Annotated in this window: 15 protein-coding genes, 2 tRNA genes and 1 pseudogene; 12 read left to right on the top strand and 6 right to left on the bottom strand. The window is 69.9% G+C overall.

Annotation, left to right across the window (positions count from 1 at the left end; genetic code table 11):
• The 3 genes and pseudogenes from PV363_RS08140 to orn all read right to left on the bottom strand — a co-directional run.
• Positions 1-256, bottom strand: a pseudogene (locus PV363_RS08140) (lipoate protein ligase C-terminal domain-containing protein); the annotation flags it as partial.
• Between the two features lie 127 nt (positions 257-383).
• Positions 384-456, bottom strand: a tRNA-His gene (locus PV363_RS08145).
• 48 nt (positions 457-504) lie between these two features.
• Positions 505-1191, bottom strand: coding sequence for an oligoribonuclease (orn, locus tag PV363_RS08150; protein ID WP_220341111.1), 687 nt, complete (start codon positions 1189-1191; stop codon positions 505-507).
• Between the two features lie 119 nt (positions 1192-1310).
• Between orn and PV363_RS08155 the strand changes: the two genes are divergently transcribed.
• From PV363_RS08155 to PV363_RS08165, 3 genes are all read left to right on the top strand, one after another.
• A complete protein-coding gene (locus PV363_RS08155; protein WP_220341112.1) occupies positions 1311-2105 on the top strand; it encodes a thioredoxin domain-containing protein in 795 nt (264 codons plus the stop codon).
• 3 nt (positions 2106-2108) lie between these two features.
• The gene (locus tag PV363_RS08160) at positions 2109-2909 is read left to right on the top strand and encodes a thioredoxin domain-containing protein (protein ID WP_220341113.1); all 801 of its coding nucleotides are present in this window, start codon (positions 2109-2111) and stop codon (positions 2907-2909) included.
• Positions 2910-3020: 111 nt separating this feature from the next.
• Positions 3021-3467 (top strand): OsmC family peroxiredoxin, encoded by a 447-nt coding sequence (locus PV363_RS08165; protein ID WP_220341114.1) that lies wholly within the window; start codon positions 3021-3023, stop codon positions 3465-3467.
• A 1-nt stretch (position 3468) separates the two neighbouring features.
• On the opposite strand, the gene PV363_RS08170 is transcribed toward PV363_RS08165, so the two are convergent.
• Positions 3469-3542: transfer RNA gene (locus PV363_RS08170), tRNA-Arg, on the bottom strand.
• 60 nt (positions 3543-3602) lie between these two features.
• Between PV363_RS08170 and PV363_RS08175 the strand changes: the two genes are divergently transcribed.
• The 5 genes from PV363_RS08175 (at position 3603) to ettA (ending at position 10816) form a co-directional block, all read left to right on the top strand.
• Positions 3603-5018, top strand: a complete 1416-nt coding sequence (locus PV363_RS08175; protein ID WP_220341115.1) for a PrsW family glutamic-type intramembrane protease — start codon at positions 3603-3605, stop codon at positions 5016-5018.
• A gap of 105 nt (positions 5019-5123) precedes the next feature.
• Positions 5124-6842, top strand: a complete 1719-nt coding sequence (locus tag PV363_RS08180) for a dynamin family protein (RefSeq protein WP_301022093.1) — start codon at positions 5124-5126, stop codon at positions 6840-6842.
• 1 nt (position 6843) lies between these two features.
• A complete protein-coding gene (locus tag PV363_RS08185) occupies positions 6844-8469 on the top strand; it encodes a GTPase (RefSeq protein ID WP_220346812.1) in 1626 nt (541 codons plus the stop codon).
• A gap of 102 nt (positions 8470-8571) precedes the next feature.
• Positions 8572-9042 (top strand): single-stranded DNA-binding protein, encoded by a 471-nt coding sequence (locus tag PV363_RS08190; protein WP_220365473.1) that lies wholly within the window; start codon positions 8572-8574, stop codon positions 9040-9042.
• A 91-nt stretch (positions 9043-9133) separates the two neighbouring features.
• The gene (gene ettA, locus PV363_RS08195) at positions 9134-10816 is read left to right on the top strand and encodes an energy-dependent translational throttle protein EttA (RefSeq protein WP_301022094.1); all 1683 of its coding nucleotides are present in this window, start codon (positions 9134-9136) and stop codon (positions 10814-10816) included.
• A 15-nt stretch (positions 10817-10831) separates the two neighbouring features.
• Here ettA and PV363_RS08200 read toward each other — a convergent pair whose 3' ends face one another.
• On the bottom strand, positions 10832-11317 hold the full coding sequence (locus PV363_RS08200; protein WP_220341119.1) for a MarR family transcriptional regulator: 486 nt from the start codon (positions 11315-11317) through the stop codon (positions 10832-10834).
• Between the two features lie 143 nt (positions 11318-11460).
• On the opposite strand from PV363_RS08200, the gene PV363_RS08205 reads away from it, so the two are divergent.
• The gene (locus PV363_RS08205; protein ID WP_255559266.1) at positions 11461-11997 is read left to right on the top strand and encodes a YceI family protein; all 537 of its coding nucleotides are present in this window, start codon (positions 11461-11463) and stop codon (positions 11995-11997) included.
• Positions 11998-12082: 85 nt separating this feature from the next.
• Here the strand turns inward: PV363_RS08205 and PV363_RS08210 are convergent, their stop codons facing one another.
• Complete coding sequence (locus PV363_RS08210) at positions 12083-12664, bottom strand: TetR/AcrR family transcriptional regulator (RefSeq protein WP_220341121.1); 582 nt, start codon at positions 12662-12664, stop codon at positions 12083-12085.
• A gap of 101 nt (positions 12665-12765) precedes the next feature.
• On the opposite strand from PV363_RS08210, the gene PV363_RS08215 reads away from it, so the two are divergent.
• The 3 genes from PV363_RS08215 to PV363_RS08225 are packed head-to-tail and all read left to right on the top strand — an operon-like array spanning position 12766 to position 15935.
• Positions 12766-13911 (top strand): acyl-CoA dehydrogenase family protein, encoded by a 1146-nt coding sequence (locus PV363_RS08215; RefSeq protein ID WP_301022095.1) that lies wholly within the window; start codon positions 12766-12768, stop codon positions 13909-13911.
• Between the two features lie 39 nt (positions 13912-13950).
• Positions 13951-15174, top strand: coding sequence for an acetyl-CoA C-acetyltransferase (locus PV363_RS08220; RefSeq protein WP_220341123.1), 1224 nt, complete (start codon positions 13951-13953; stop codon positions 15172-15174).
• On the top strand, positions 15171-15935 hold the full coding sequence (locus tag PV363_RS08225; RefSeq protein WP_220341124.1) for an SDR family oxidoreductase: 765 nt from the start codon (positions 15171-15173) through the stop codon (positions 15933-15935). The genes PV363_RS08220 and PV363_RS08225 overlap by 4 nt, the downstream gene beginning before the upstream one ends.
• The last annotated feature ends 52 nt before the right edge of the window (positions 15936-15987 follow it).

Below are 15987 nucleotides of genomic sequence, written 5' to 3' on the forward strand. Positions count from 1 at the left end.
CCACCGCGAAGCCGACGGAGCGCGGGTCGAAGCCGATCATCGTGGCGTCCTCGAGCGCGTCCTCGACGGCGCTCGCGTACGACCCCACCGAGGCGTCGGCCGGCTGACCCTCGAGCGCGTCGGTGATCCGGTCGAGCCCGTCGTCGGGCTCGAGGAAGAAGTCGCCCGACAGCCGGACGTCCTTGAGCCGGCCGTCGACCACCTCGAGGTCGACGACCACCAGCTTGCCTCCGGGGACCTTGTACTCGCCGTGCACCGCGACCTCCTCCTCGACTGCGCCGACGTGGACGCGTCGACGTCGGGGTCAACGCCCGACGAGGGGCAAGGCTTCCCAGGAACGGGAGAAGCCCGGTCGGGACATCGTCCTGACCGGGCCTCATCGGGGTGGATGACGGGACTTGAACCCGCGACCACCGGCACCACAAGCCGGTGCTCTACCAACTGAGCTACACCCACCGCGCGCGACCCGGCTCGTACCGAGTGCGGCCAGACGAGTGTAGCGGGTCAGCCTTCGTCGTCCGAAATCCGGGTCGGGTCCACCTGCTCCACCGCGGCGTCTGTCTCGGGCGCCGCCGGAACCGTCGCGCGGAGCGATCCGGAGTGCTCTGCGGCGAGCGCCTTGGCGGTCTCGCTGTCCGGCCCGGGCTCGGGGACGAAGACGGCGGCGCGGTAGTAGCGCAGCTCCTCGATGCTCTCGAGGATGTCGGCCAGCGCCCGGTGGTTGCCGGTCTTGGCCGGGCTGTTGAAGTAGGTGCGCGGATACCAGCGGCGCGAGAGCTCCTTGATGGAGGAGACGTCGACGACCCGGTAGTGCAGGTAGCCCTCGAGCTCGGGCATGTCGCGCAGGAGGAACGCGCGGTCGGTGCCGATCGAGTTGCCTGCGAGCGGCGCCTTGCCGGCCTCGGGGACGTGCTGCTTGATGTAGTCGAGGACGACCTGCTCGGCGTCGGCGAGCGGCAGACCAGCATCGAGCTCGGTCAGGAGGCCCGACGCGGTGTGCATCTGCGTGACGACCTCGTTCATCTGGTCGAGGGCTTCACGTGGCGGCTTGATCACCACGTCGATGCCGTCGGCGATCGGGTTGAGCTCGAAGTCGGTGACGATCGCGGCCACCTCGATGAGCGCGTCGCGCTCGAGGTCGAGCCCGGTCATCTCGCAGTCGATCCATACAAGCGTGTCCACGACGATCAACCCTAGCGGGAAGGGCGGACACCGACCGGTAGCCTGGTAGCTGTCCCTGGGAACGTGCGACGCTGTGCCGCGCGTTGGACGGGGGACACGTGTCCGTAGGCGAAGGATGGTTGAGCCAGGTGGCCAGCAGGGATGACAAGCGCGCGCGGCGTGAGCGCGCGGAGCAGATGCGCATGGAGCGAGAGCGGAAGGACAAGCGTCGCCGCACCCTCATCACCGCCGCGATCGTCGCGGTCGTGCTGGTCGTGATCGGTGGAGCAGGCTTCGCCGTGAAGTCGGCGGTCGACAACTCCGCCGACGAGCCCACGCGTGCTCCCGGCGGCCTGACCGACGACGGTGGCGTGGTGCTGACCGCCACCGACCTCGGCGGCTCCGCCGCCTCCGACCCGGTCAAGGTGACGGTGTTCGAGGACTTCGCGTGCCCGCACTGCAAGACCTTCGAGGACGAGACCGGCGACTGGATCGACGAGCAGGTCGCGGCAGGTGCGATCGACGTGGAGTTCCGTCCGGTGGCGTTCCTGTCCGACTTCTCCCACGACACGATGGGCGCCGCGATGTGCGTCTTCGAGGAGGGCGGGTCCAAGGCCTACCGCGACTTCGCGAAGCTCGCCTTCGCCAGCCAGCCCACGGAGGGCTCGGGCCTGGACGAGAAGGACTACGTCGACATGGCCGAGCAGGCCGGAGCGCCCGGAGCAGCGACCTGCATCAAGGGTCGTCCCTTCCGCGACTGGACCGACCCGGCGACCAAGGCGTCGTTCGACCAGCCCGACTCCGAGGGCGAGAAGCTCTCCGGCACGCCGACGGTGTGGGTGGACGGCGCCACGGTCAACGGACCCGAGGGCTCCGACGGCAAGCCGACCGTCCCCGGGCTCGCCGACATCCAGAAGGCCGTCGCGGCCGCGAAGGCGAGGTGACCCATGGCAGCCGAGAGCTCGCGAAGCCGTCGTGAACGCGCTGAGCAGATGCGCAAGGAGAAGGAGCGGCAGGACAAGCGTCGCCGCACCCTCATCACGGCGGCGGTCGTCGCCGCGGTGCTCATCGTCATCGCCGGTGCGGGCTTCGCCGTGAAGTCGGTGATGGACGACTCCGCCGGTGACGAGGTCCGCACTCCCAAGGGGCTCACCAAGGACGGTGGCGTGCTGGTCACCGCCGAGGACCTGGGCGGCACCGCCCAGCCGGACCCGGTCAAGCTGACCATCTTCGAGGACCTCCAGTGCCCGGTCTGCAAGGCCTTCGAGGAGACCTCGGGTGGCTGGATCGACGAGCAGGTCGCCGCCGGGGCGATCGAGGTCGAGTACCGCCCGGTCGCGTTCCTCAACGAGTTCTCCGGCGCCGCGCTGGCGGCGTCGATGTGCGTGTTCGAGGAGGCCGGCGCCAAGGGCTGGGTCGACTACACGCGCACCGTCTATCAGAACCAGCCCGACGAGACCAGCACCGACGTCGACGAGGACCAGCTCGTCGAGTGGGCCGACCAGGTCGGCGCCGGGGCAGCGACCGACTGCATCAAGGGTCGTCCGTTCCGTGAGTGGGCCGGCAACCCGCCGGGCAGCACGAGCGAGGTCACCGACGAGGCGTTCGCCTCCAAGGACTCCGAGGGGCAGCAGGTGTCCGGGACCCCGACGGTGTGGGTCGACGGCACCGCGGTGACCGGCTCCGGCGGCAACATCCCGACGCCCGCAGACCTCGAGGCGGCGGTGACCGCCGCGAAGGCAGGCTGACGCCCGCAGGTCGAGCGATCGCGATCGACGCCCCGTACGCCTTGTGCGTGCGGGGCGTCGCGTCTCTACGGTGGGGCAGGAACACCACCGACGAACGACGGGAGCGACACCATGGCCACACGCACCGCGACGACACAGTGGACCGGCGGGCTGCAGGACGGATCAGGACGGGTCAACCTCGACACCTCCGGAGCCGGATCGTACGAGGTCTCGTTCCCGCGGCGGATCGCCGACGAGGCCGAGGGGGTGACCAGCCCGGAGGAGCTCCTCGCGGCGGCGCACGCGGCCTGCTACGCGATGGCGCTGTCGGGCGGGATCGCGAAGGCCGGAGGCACGCCGCAGTCCTCTACGGTGCGGGCCGACGTCACCGTCCGTCCCGACCGTGAGGGTGGTGGGCTGCTCATCTCCACGATCACGCTGACCGTCCGTGCGAAGGTCGACGGCCTGACGGCCGAGCAGTTCACCGAGGTCGCCGAGCAGACCAAGAAGGACTGCCCGGTGAGCAAGGCGCTCGCCTCCGTCCCGGAGATCGAGCTCGACGCTGCTCTGGAGAGCTGAGCGCGCCCGGCAGGATTCGAACCTGCGACCGGCGGATTAGAAGGCCGCTGCTCTGTCCAGCTGAGCTACGGGCGCTCACGGGAACCAACCCTAGCGGCGACGTCGCTCTCGGCGCTCGCCGCTAGGGTTCTCCCTGTGTCCCCGCCGTTTGCGGCGCGTCTGCCGCAGCCCCCTTCGTCGCCGGTCCCGCCAGGGCCGCTTCCTCGGCTGCGCGACCCCATGTGGCAGCGGGGGCACACGCTGCTGGTCGTGCTCATGCTCATCACCGCGGTGATCGGTGTGGTGGGCGCCGGCTTCTTCGCCGTCGGGAGCGGCGACGCGGCCGGGAGCGGGCTGAGCCTGCTGTACGCGCTTCTCCCTCTGCCCGCTCTGCTCGGCTGCTTCTTCTGGCTCGACCGCTACGAGCCGGAGCCGTGGCACTACAAGCTGGCCGCGGTGGTCTGGGGTGGAGTCGTGGCCGTCGCGATCGCGCTCGCGGCGCAGATCTTCGTCTCCGAGACGTTCGACCTCTCCGACCCGGTGCTCGCGACCTTCATCGCACCGGTGACCGAGGAACCGGCCAAGTGCCTCTTCCTCGTGCTGACCTTCCTGCGGATGCGACGCGTGATCGACGGGGTCATCGACGGGCTGGTCTTCGCCGGGCTCGTCGGGCTGGGCTTCGCCTTCGTCGAGAACATCGGCTACTACGCCGGCGCGTACGTCGGCATCGACGAGACAGGCATCGAGGGGGCCGGCGCCACGACCGTGACCTTCGTCCTCCGCGGCATCATGAGCCCGTTCGCGCACCCGATGTTCACCGCCGCCTTCGGCATCGCGGTCGGTCTCGCCGTGAGTCAGCGTTCCCGCCTCAAGCGCGCACTCCTGTGGTCCGCGGGTCTGCTCGGGAGCGTCCTGCTGCACGGCATCTGGAACGGCGGCGTGAGCTATCTGGGGGGCGGCGGTTTCCTCATCGCGTACGCCTTCACCGGTCTCCTGCTCGCGGCCACCGTGGTCCTCGCCGCCGTCGCGCGACGCAACCAGGGCCGCTACCTGACGCGTGCGCTGACCGACATCGCGCGCCGAGGATGGCTCGTCGCAGACGAGATCCCGTTCATCGCTTCCCTCTCCTACCGGCGCAAGGCGGTCAAGCACGCACGGACGCACGGTGGCCGGATCTCGGCCAAGGCGACGCGGCGCTACCAGCGCGACGCGATCACGATGGCGTTCCTGTACGCGGGAGTGATCGACCGGATGCCCAAGCCGCACGCCGTGGAGCGCGTCGACGCCTTCCTCGCCGAGATGCGGATCCTCCGGCCGTACGTCGTCCTCCCGCCGCCGCTGCGCTTCGCCTCGCCCCCGGTCGGCCCGTACGGGCAGGGCTACGGCCAGACCCACGGTCCCGGCCCGTACGCGGTCCCTCCCTACGGTCGGGCGCCGTCCGTCCCGCCTGGGCCTGCTGCGCCGCACTACGGGATGAACACCCCGTACGCCCCTCGGCCGCAGCCGCGACCGGCCGACGTACCCCCGAACGCGCCGGGGCCTGACAGCCCCGAGCCGCATCGTCGAGAGTGACCGCGACCACCTGACGGGCTCGTCCCCGGTCACCGGTGCGTCAAGCGTGGTGCTCTCCACTACGCTGAGGCCGGGGCAAGCACACCCACTCTCCCGGAGGTCCGAGTGTCGAGGGACGGTTCTACCGCCACCCTGCTCGCTGCGCTGCTCAAGCTGCGCGCCGAGCTGAGCGGTGCTGCTCTCGGGCTGGAGATCGCGGGGGCGTCCGACGGGCGCGAGGCGCAGCGCCGACTGCTGTCACAGCTCGACGACTACGTGCTGCCTCGCCTGGTGCAGCTCGACGCGCCCTTGCTGACGGTGGTCGGCGGGTCGACGGGCGCAGGCAAGTCCACGCTGGTCAACTCGCTCGTCGGCCGCCGGGTCACCGCCTCGGGGGTCCTGCGGCCCACGACGCGGTCAGCGGTGCTGGTGCACAACCCCGCCGACGCCGAGTGGTTCCAGCCCGACCGCATCCTGCCCGACCTGGCGCGTGCGACCACCCAGTCGCACGACACCCGGGCGCTGACGCTGGTGCCCGCGCACACCGTCCCCAAGGGCCTCGCGCTCCTCGACGCCCCTGACGTCGACTCCGTCGAGGCCGAGAACCGTCGGCTCGCGAGCGAGCTGCTCGCCGCGGCAGATCTCTGGCTGTTCGTCACCTCGGCCGCACGGTACGCCGACCAGGTCCCGTGGGACTACCTGCGCGAGGCCGCCGAGCGCAGTGCCGCCGTCGCGATCGTGCTGGACCGTACGCCCGACCAGTCGATGGGCGAGGTCCGCGGCCACCTGGCCCGCATGCTCACCGCACGTGGCCTGAAGGACTCGCCCTTGTTCACGGTCCTGGAGGCCGAGGTCGACGACGACGGACTTCTGCCGCCGAGCGCGGTCGCCCCGATCCTCAACTGGCTCCACGACCTGGCGGGCGACCCTGAGGTGCGTGCGTCGATCGTGACCCAGACCCTCGACGGCGCGGTGCGCAAGATCGTCTTCGGGGCCTTCGACGTCGCCGACGCCGTCGCCGAGCAGGGCACGGTGCTCACCGGGCTCGTCGAGGACGTGGACCGCGCTTACAACGGCGCTGAGGCCGCGTTCGCCAAGAGCCTCTCCGACGGCACGCTGATGCGCGGCGAGCTGGCCGCGCGCTGGCGCGACTTCGCCGGCTCCGGCGACCTGCTGCGCGGCAACGAGGACAAGATCGGGCGACTGCGCGACCGCATCGTGGACAGCGTCCGCGGCCGTCGAGCGCGCGTCAACGAGGTGCAGGAGAGCTTGTCCCACAACGTCGAGCTGCTGCTGCTCGAGCAGGCCGAGGCCGGCGCCCACGCGGCGTACCAGCTGTGGGAGCAGGTGCCTGCCGGCGCCATCCTCCTGCGCAACGCCGGCCGCGACCTGGAGCGTGCCAACCGCATGCTGCGTCCGCGAGCCGAGCGGATCGCCGCCGACTGGATCGAGGCCTGCACCGAGATCGTGCGCGCGGAGGGCTCCGAACGCCGGATGACGTCCCGCTTCCTCGCCCTCGGCACGACCGGCTCCGCGGTCACGCTCGGCGTCTGCGTCATCAACGAGCTCGCACCCCGCGACGAGGAGATCGCCACCGGGGCCTCGACGGCCCGTGAGCTGCTCATCGACGTCTTCGGGGAGACGACGGCGCGACAGCTGCTCGACCTCGCCAAAGAAGACCTTCTCCGGCGAGCCGCGACCGTTCTGCGAGACGAACGCCAGCGTTTTTACGACGTGCTCGCACGGGCTGCCGCAGCACCCTCGGCAGCCGATAGCATTCGAGCCGCTGCTCGGGCCGCCGAGGATGCACGCCACACCGACCTGATCCCCGAGGACTGGGACTGACGTGAACGACACCCCACCCGCACCGCTGTTCAGCACGAATGGCGGTGACGTCGCCGCGCGCGTCGACGGCCTCGCCGCCGCCGTGGATGCCGCCTCCGGCCGGCTCGACCCTGGCCTGGTGAACGAGGGCGCCACCGTCGTCCGTCGCGCCGCGGACCGCCTGCGCCTGGCCAGCGACCGTACGGTCGTCGCACTCGCCGGTGCCACCGGCTCCGGCAAGTCGTCGCTGTTCAACGCGGTGGCCGGCATCGAGCTGTCGGCCGTCGGCGTGCGCCGCCCGACCACCTCCTGGGCGATGGCAGTCGCCTGGGGCGAGAGCGGGTCCCGTGACCTGCTCGAGTGGATGGGCATCCCCGAGCGCCAGCAGATGTCGCTGACCAGCCCGCTCGGGACCGTCCCCGACGACACGAACCTCGACGGGCTGGTGCTCCTCGACCTGCCCGACCACGACTCGACCGAGGTGAGCCACCACCTCGAGGTCGATCGGCTCGTGCAGTACGCCGACGTCCTGGTGTGGGTCCTCGATCCCCAGAAGTACGCCGACGCGGCGATCCACGACCGCTACCTCCGCCCGTTGGCCCGCCACGCCGGCGTGACCATGGTCGTGCTCAACCAGATCGACAGGCTGCCACCCGAGAAGTGGGACGGGACGTTGCAGGACGTCCGCCGGCTCCTGGCCGACGACGGGTTGGCGGGGGTCCCGCTCATCGCGGTGTCCGCCCTGCGGGGCGACGGCGTGGACGACTTCAAGCGCGCGCTGGTCCGCAAGATCCGGGACAAGCAGGCCGCCGGGATGCGGACCGGTGCCGACGTCGAGCACATCGCCAAGGCGTTCGAGCAGATGAGCGGAGACGTGCCGGCGATCGGGTTGACCGACTCCGACCGCGACCAGCTGGTGGCGACCCTCGCCGAGGCAGCGGGCGTGTCGGCGGTCGCGGACTCGGCCGAGAAGGCACTCGTCTCGCGTGCGGTCACGGCGACGACGTGGCCGCCGCTGCGGTTCGTCGGCCGCTCGAAGCGGCCCTCGGCCGCCGAGGGCGGGGCCCTGCGGTCGCTCGAGTTCGATGACGTGAGCGCGAGGGTGCAGCGGCCGGCGGTCGACGTGGCTGTCCGCGACGTCGCCGAGAAGGCCACGATCGGCCTGACCCCGCCGTGGGTGCAGTCCGTACGCCGCGCCGTCGTCGTCCCGAACCGCGACCTGGCCGACGTGCTGGACCACGCGATGTCCCGCACCGGGCTGGGTCTCGACCGCGCGCCGACCTGGTGGTCGGTCGTCAAGACGGTCCAGTGGACGGCGCTCGCGGTGACGGTGGCGGGTCTGCTCTGGTTGCTCGCGCTGGTCGGCGCGGAGGTGACCGGCGACGCAGCGGCGCCGATGATCGGCGGAGTCTGGCTGCCCGTCTACCTCTCGGTCGGAGGGCTGGTGATCGGTCTGGTGCTCGCGATGGTCGCGACGGTGGCAGCGAAGTCCTCAGCGAGTCGCCGGGCGCAGGAGATCGACGAGGCGCTCCGAGCGACGATCGTCGACGTCGCGAGCGAGCGGGTCCTCGCGCCCGTCGACAACGAGCTCGCCGCGTACGACCAGGTTCGCCGCGGCATCGCGACGGCCCTGGGCCGCCGCATCTGACGTCGCGCACAGCGCGCCGCCGTCCACAGCCGGCGGCGGCGTGCTGCCGCCGCGCTCTGGCGGGCCCCACCATCGGGATGTCCCCGATGATTGGAGCAGCACATGAGCGACAACCAGATGACCGTCTACGGCAACCTCGGCACGCCGGTGGATCTCAGGGAGAGCAACGGCTTCGCCTGGGCGATGTTCCGGGTCGGATCCACGCCTCGCTACTACGACCGCCAGCAGGGCGGGTGGCGCGACCTCGAGACCGTGTGGATCACGGTCAAGGCCACCCGCGCTCTCGCCCAGAACGCCGCTGCCTCCCTCGCCCTCGGTGACCCGATCGTCGTGATCGGCAGGCTCCGGACCCACTCCTGGCAAGACCGGGAGACCGGAGAGCAGCACCGCCGCGACGTCCTCGAGGCGACGGCGGTCTGCCACGACCTCAACCGTGGGACGACCGAGTTCCACCGCAACGAGCCCGCGGCGACACCCGAGCCCGCAGGCGGCGAGGGTCAGGCGGTCGCGGCGTTCGAGAGCACGCACGTCGTCGACGGGGCCGCTCCGCGGGGCGAGCCGGTGGCTGTCTGACGCCCGGCTTCCGTCCCGGCCGTCGCGGCCGCAGGCCGCTCGACGGTCCGATTCACGCGGCGGCCGGGGGAGCGCCTACCCTTGACCCATCATGTCTGACTACGTCTTCACCCTGCGCAACGTCCGCAAGTCGCTCGGCGACAAGGTCGTCCTCGACGACGTGACGCTCTCCTTCCTCCACGGGGCCAAGATCGGTGTCGTCGGGCCTAACGGCACCGGCAAGTCGACCCTGCTCAAGCTGATGGCCGGCATGGAGCAGCCGAGCAACGGCGACGCCCACCTCGATCCCGGGGCCAACGTCGGCATCCTCCTCCAGGAGCCGCCTCTCACCGACGGCGCGACCGTCCTCCAGAACGTCGAGGAGGCCGTCGCCGACATCAAGGGCAAGCTCGACCGCTTCAACGCGATCAGCGAGGAGCTCTCGAGCCCCGACGCCGACTTCGACTCCCTTCTCGCGGAGATGGGCGACCTCCAGACCGCCCTCGACCACGCCAACGCGTGGGACCTGGACTCGCGTCTCGAGCAGGCCATGGACGCGCTGCGGTGCCCGCCGCCGGACGCCCTCGTCGACAAGCTGTCGGGTGGAGAGCGGCGGCGTGTCGCGCTGTGCAAGCTCCTGCTCCAGCAGCCTGACCTGCTCCTCCTCGACGAGCCCACCAACCACCTGGACGCCGAGAGCGTGCTCTGGCTCGAGCAGCACCTCGCCAAGTACCCAGGCGCCGTCCTGGCCGTGACCCACGACCGCTACTTCCTCGACAACGTGGCGCAGTGGATCCTGGAGCTCGACCGCGGCAAGACCCACCCGTACGAGGGCAACTACTCGACCTACCTCGACACGAAGCAGCAGCGGCTGGTCGTCGAGGGCAAGAAGGACGCCAAGCGGCAGAAGATCCTCGAGCGTGAGCTCGAGTGGGTCCGCTCGAACCCGAAGGCCCGCCAGGCCAAGAGCAAGTCGCGTCTGGCCCGGTACGAGGAGCTCGCCGCCGAGGCCGAGCGCAGCCGAGCGGTGGACCTCTCCGAGATCAACATCCCGCCGGGCCCCCGCCTGGGCGACGTGGTCCTCGACGTCCGCGACCTCAAGAAGTCGTTCGGCGAGCGGACGCTGATCGACAACCTCAGCTTCTCGCTCCCGCGTGCCGGCATCGTCGGCGTGGTCGGTCCCAACGGCGTCGGCAAGACGACGCTGTTCAAGATGATCACCGGTGAGCAGCAGCCTGACTCCGGCGACCTCACTGTGGGCACCACGGTCAAGATCTCCTACGTCGACCAGTCCCGGTCGGGCATCGACCCCTCCAAGAACGTGTGGGAGGTCGTGTCCGACGGCCTCGACCACATCAAGGTGGCCAACTTCGAGATGCCGAGCCGCGCCTACGTCGCGTCGTTCGGATTCAAGGGGCCCGATCAGCAGAAGCGTGCCGGCATCCTCTCCGGCGGTGAGCGCAACCGCCTCAACCTGGCGCTGACGCTCAAGATGGGCGGCAACCTGCTGCTGCTGGACGAGCCGACCAACGACCTGGACGTCGAGACGCTTCAGTCGCTCGAGGACGCGCTGCTCGACTTCCCCGGCTGTGCCGTGGTCGTCTCCCACGACCGGTGGTTCCTCGACCGGGTCGCCACCCACACGCTGGCCTGGGAGGGCGACGCCGAGAACCAAGCCCGCTGGTACTGGTACGAGGGCAACTTCGCCGACTACGAGGCCAACAAGGTCGAGCGACTCGGCCCCGAGGCTGCACGGCCGCACGCGCTGACCTATCGGCGCCTCACCCGCGACTGATCCACCGAGGGTCGGTCAGAAGCGCGCGCCGCCGAGGTCGTTGCGGATGCGCTCGAAAACCCGACCGATCACCTCGAACTCCTCGTCGGTGGCGTTGTCCAACAGATATCGGCGTACGCCGCCGACGTGGGTGTGGGCTGCCTCGCGCAGCCGCTCCATGCCGGCCTCGGTGAGCTGCGCGTTGACCCCGCGGCCGTCCGAGACGCACGAGCGGCGCACGACCAGCCCTGCGCGCTCGAGGCGCGCGACGGTGTGGGTGACCCGGCTGCGAGAGTGGGAGACCTGGTCGGCGAGCTGGGCCATCCGCAGCGTCCAGTCGTCGGCCTCGGACAGGCGGACGAGGATCTCGTACTCGGGCATCGAGAGGTCGTGCTCGCGCCTCAGGTCGCGGTCGAGCTGGTCAAAGAAGACCGTCGAGCCGCCCAGGAACGACCGCCAGATCGCCTGCTGGCCGTCGTCGAGCCAGCGTGTCTCGGGGGAAGCCTGCGTGGTCGAGGTCATGCGAGAAGTGTAGCGCGGGAATAGTTGGATCTTAAATCAGTTGTGCTATCGTGACGGCAGTTGGTTGAAACCGCAGGAACCTAGCGGATCGCCAGCGCCAGACCAGACCGACGAGCACAACCCGCCCGAAGAGGATGCAACCCATGGCACAGATCACCACAGGCACCTGGACGTTCGACCCGACCCACACGGAGATCGGCTTCACCGTCCGCCACCTCATGAGCAAGGTTCGCGGCAAGTTCGAGCGGTTCGAGGGCAGCATCACCACCGCCCCCGTGATCACCGACTCGACCGCCACCGCCACGATCGACCTCGTCTCGATCAACACCGGCACGCCTGATCGTGACGCCCACCTGCGCTCGTCCGACTTCTTCTCGGTGGAGACCCACCCGACGATGACCTTCACGTCGACCGGCGTCGTCGAGAAGTCCGACACCGAGTTCGTCCTGCGTGGCGACCTCACGATCAAGGACGTCACTCGCCCGGTCGAGCTGGCCGTCGACTTCCTCGGCGAGGGTCAGGACCCGTGGGGCGGGACGCGCGTGGGCATCGAGGCCACCACGACGATCAGCCGCAAGGACTTCGGCATCGACTTCAACATCCCGCTCGAGGGTGACAAGGTCATGATCGGCGACAAGATCAGCATCATCATCACCGGCGAGGCCGTCCTCGCCCAGTAGCACGCGACACCGACGTCCCGAGGACGTCGATGACGACGACGGCCGTCCTGGAGCCCACGGCTCCGGGGCGGCCGTCTTGCTGTGCTCAGCGGTGCACGGCCCCCACGGCTCGGAGCGCCAGGTCGGCATACAGGTTGCCGACAGCCTCGGGCGTACGAGGCCCACCCGGCTGATACCAGCGGACGAGGTCGATCGCCATGGAGATGAGGGCGAGCGCGGTGCCAGGGACATCGCTGACCTCGAAGACGCCCTTGTCGACGCCCTCGCCGATCGCGTCGCGGTAGACGCGCTCGATGTCGCGCCGGTAGCCCGCGACCTCCTTGCGGTGCTCAGGCGTGAGCGCAGAGATCTCGTACTGGACCACCCGGGCGCGCTTGCTGTGGACCGCGTGCCACCGCGTGAACTCGAACTGGATGGTGGCGAGCCGCTCGACGGGGTCGGCGGTGGAGGCGTACGCGGCGGCGATCATGTTGCGGGTATTGAGGTGGCCGGCCGAGCTGATCTCGTAGAGGAGCTGCTCCTTGGACGCGTGGTGCACGTAGAGCGCTGCCGGGCTCATGCCCGCCCGCGTCGAGATGTCGCGGGTCGTCGTGGCGTGGAACCCACGCTCGGCGAACGCCTCGACTGCGGCGTCCATCAGCCGCTCGCGTGCGGGAACCTCGGTCATGGGCGCTCCTGGTCTTCGACAGCGGGGTGGGGGACCCCTGGCGCTAAGCGATCGCTTAGTACACTCTAGGTGATCGTGACCCCATGACCCGGAGGCACTCCGTGAAACGAGCCATCTTCGACGACGACCACGAGGCATTCCGCGCATCGGTCGCGGCGTTCGTCGAGCGTAGCGTCCTGCCCCACGCCGATGCGTACGCCGAGGACAAGGGCCTGCCGCGTGACTACTGGCTCGAGGCCGGCAAGCAGGGCGTGCTCGGCCTCGAGGTCCCCGAGGCGTTCGGCGGCGCCGAGGCACGCGACTTCCGCTTCAACGCCGTGCTCGCCGAGGAGCTGTCCAAGGTCAACGCCGCCCTCCCGTCGTGCACCGGCATCCACTCCGACATCGTCGCGCCGTACCTCGTCGAGCTCACCACCGACGAGCAGAAGGCGCGGTGGCTCCCGCGCTTCGTGACCGGCGAGCTGCTCACCGCGATCGCGATGACCGAGCCGTCGGGCGGCTCCGACCTGGCCGCGCTCAAGACCACCGCCGTGCGCGATGGTGACGGGTGGGTCATCAACGGCTCCAAGACCTTCATCACCAACGGCTGGTCCGCCGACCTCGTGGTGGTCGCGGCCCGCACCAGCCCGGAGAAGGGCGCCAAGGGCATCACGCTGTTCGCCGTCGAGACCGGCATGGACGGCTTCACCCGTGGCCGCAAGCTCGACAAGGTCGGCCAGAGCGAGTCCGACACAGCCGAGCTGTTCTTCTCCGACGTGCGGGTGAGCGACAACCAGGTGATCGGCGAGGTCGACCGCGGGTTCATCGCGATGATGGAGCGTCTCCCGCAGGAGCGGCTGTCGTGCGCCGTCTCCAACGTCGCGCACGCCAAGCAGATCCTGCTCGAGACGATCGCCTACGCCAAGGAGCGGCACGCGTTCAAGCAGCCGATCGGGTCGTTCCAGCACAACAAGTTCCTCCTCGCCGAGCTCGTGACGCGGATCGAGTCGGTCGAGGCGTACGTCGACGCCGCCGTGCTCGCGCACACCTCGCGCGAGCTGACCGCGATCGACGCGGCCAAGGTCAAGTGGCTGTCGTCGCAGGTCCAGAACGAGGTGCTCGACCACTGCGTCCAGATCCACGGCGGGTACGGCTACATGAACGAGTACCGAGTCGCCCGTGCCTGGCGTGACGCCCGTGTCACCAAGATCTGGGCGGGCTCCAACGAGATCATGAAAGAGCTCATCGGTCGCGACCTCGGGCTCTGACCACACGACAAGATCCGGCCCCTCAGACAAGGAATCCTCATGACCGAAGCCGTCATCGTCTCCACCACGCGCTCGCCGATCGGCCGTGCCTTCAAGGGCTCGCTCAAGGACATGCGTCCTGACGACCTCACCGCGCAGATGGTGCGTGCCGCGCTCGACAAGGTGCCCGAGCTCGACCCGCGCGAGATCAACGACCTCATCCTCGGGTGCGGTCTGCCGGGTGGCGAGCAGGGGATGAACATGGGGCGCGTCGTCTCTGTGCTCCTCGGCTACGACTTCCTGCCCGGCACCACCGTGACCCGCTACTGCTCCTCGAGCCTCCAGTCCACCCGGATGGCGTTCCACGCGATCAAGGCGGGCGAGGGCGACGCCTACATCTCGGCCGGTGTCGAGACGGTCAGCCGCTTCGTCAAGGGCAACAGCGACGCGATCCCGGGTCAGGAGATCACCAACCCGGTCTTCGCCGATGCCGCGCAGCACACCGAGGAGCTCTCGAAGGGTGGTCAGACCTGGACCGACCCGCGCGAGGACGACCGGCTCCCTGACGTCTACATCGCGATGGGCCAGACCGCCGAGAACGTCGCCCAGATCCTCGGCATGAGCCGCGAGGAGCAGGACCGCTTCGCGGTGCGCAGCCAGAACCTCGCCGAGGAGCGCATCAAGGACGGCTTCTGGGAGCGGGAGATCACCCCGGTCACGCTGCCCGACGGCACCCAGGTCACCGTCGACGACGGCCCCCGCCCCGGCACGACGTACGAGGCGGTGTCGCAGCTGAAGCCGGTCTTCCGACCCGACGGCACCGTGACCGCCGGCAACGCCTGCCCGCTCAACGACGGCGCCGCGGCCCTGGTGATCATGAGCGACACCCGCGCCAAGGAGCTCGGCCTCACCCCGCTGGCGCGCATCGTGTCCACCGGCGTGACCGGTCTCTCCCCGGAGATCATGGGGCTCGGCCCGGTGGAGGCGATCCCGCAGGCGCTCAAGAACGCCGGGATGGCTCTCGGCGACATCGACCTGTTCGAGATCAACGAGGCGTTCGCGGTCCAGTCGCTCGGCTCGGCCCAGCAGCTCGGCATCGACATCGACACGCTCAACGTCAACGGCGGTGCGATCGCGGTCGGTCACCCGTTCGGCATGACCGGTGCTCGGATCACGGCGACGCTGATCAACTCGCTCCAGACCCACGACAAGCAGTTCGGCGTCGAGTCGATGTGCGTCGGCGGCGGCATGGGCATGGCGATGGTGCTCGAGAGGCTGTCGTGACCGGCGGCGCGAAGCGCTTCGAGGGCCGCACCGCGATCATCACCGGGGCGAGCCGTGGCATCGGGCTCGGCATCGCGCAGCGCATCGTCGACGAGGGTGGGCGGGTGTGCCTGACTGCCCGCAACGACGAGGCGCTGCAGGAGGCCGTGGTCCACCTCGGTGGCCCCGAGGTGGCGATCGGCGTCCCGGGCAAGGCTGACGACCCTGCCCACCAGGAGGAGGCGGTCGCGCGCACGCTGGAGGTGTTCGGGTCCCTCGACCACCTGGTCAACAACACCGGCATCAACCCCGTCTACGGGCGCATGATCGATCTCGACCTGGCGGCGGCGCAGAAGATGTTCGCGGTCAACGTGCTGAGTGCCCTGTCCTGGACGCAGCGGGCCTACGCTGCCTGGATGGAGACCCACGGCGGCACGGTCGTCAACGTCGCCTCGGTCGCGGGCACGAAGCCGGCGCCCGGGATCGGCTTCTACGGAGCCACCAAGGCGATGCTCATCCACATCACCCAGGAGCTCGCGGTCGAGCTCGGCCCGCAGCTGCGCGTCAACGCGGTCGCGCCGGCGGTCGTGAAGACGCGGTTCGCGTCGGCGCTGTACGAGGGTCGAGAGGACGAGGTGGCGTCGGCGTACCCGATGAAGCGCCTCGGTGTCCCGGCCGACATCGCCTCCGTGGTCGCGTTCCTGCTGTCGGACGACTCCGGGTGGTTGACCGGGCAGAACATCGTCGTCGACGGCGGGCTCACCCTCACCGGCGGGGTCTGACGTGCTTCCCGATCGCGCGGGTGTCGTCGTCACCGGCGGCGGCAACGGGATC

Source organism: Mumia sp. (assembly GCF_028803055.1).
GTDB lineage: Bacteria > Actinomycetota > Actinomycetes > Propionibacteriales > Nocardioidaceae > Mumia.

What these genes read in the sequence shown, in the direction of transcription:
- PV363_RS08165 (WP_220341114.1), top strand. Translation starts at nt 3,021, where the DNA reads ATGGCCACACGCACCGCGACGACACAGTGGACCGGCGGGCTGCAGGAC.
- PV363_RS08160 (WP_220341113.1), top strand. Translation starts at nt 2,109, where the DNA reads ATGGCAGCCGAGAGCTCGCGAAGCCGTCGTGAACGCGCTGAGCAGATG.
- PV363_RS08200 (WP_220341119.1), bottom strand. Translation starts at nt 11,317, where the DNA reads ATGACCTCGACCACGCAGGCTTCCCCCGAGACACGCTGGCTCGACGAC.
- PV363_RS08190 (WP_220365473.1), top strand. Translation starts at nt 8,572, where the DNA reads ATGAGCGACAACCAGATGACCGTCTACGGCAACCTCGGCACGCCGGTG.
- PV363_RS08205 (WP_255559266.1), top strand. Translation starts at nt 11,461, where the DNA reads ATGGCACAGATCACCACAGGCACCTGGACGTTCGACCCGACCCACACG.
- ettA (WP_301022094.1), top strand. Translation starts at nt 9,134, where the DNA reads ATGTCTGACTACGTCTTCACCCTGCGCAACGTCCGCAAGTCGCTCGGC.
- PV363_RS08210 (WP_220341121.1), bottom strand. Translation starts at nt 12,664, where the DNA reads ATGACCGAGGTTCCCGCACGCGAGCGGCTGATGGACGCCGCAGTCGAG.
- PV363_RS08220 (WP_220341123.1), top strand. Translation starts at nt 13,951, where the DNA reads ATGACCGAAGCCGTCATCGTCTCCACCACGCGCTCGCCGATCGGCCGT.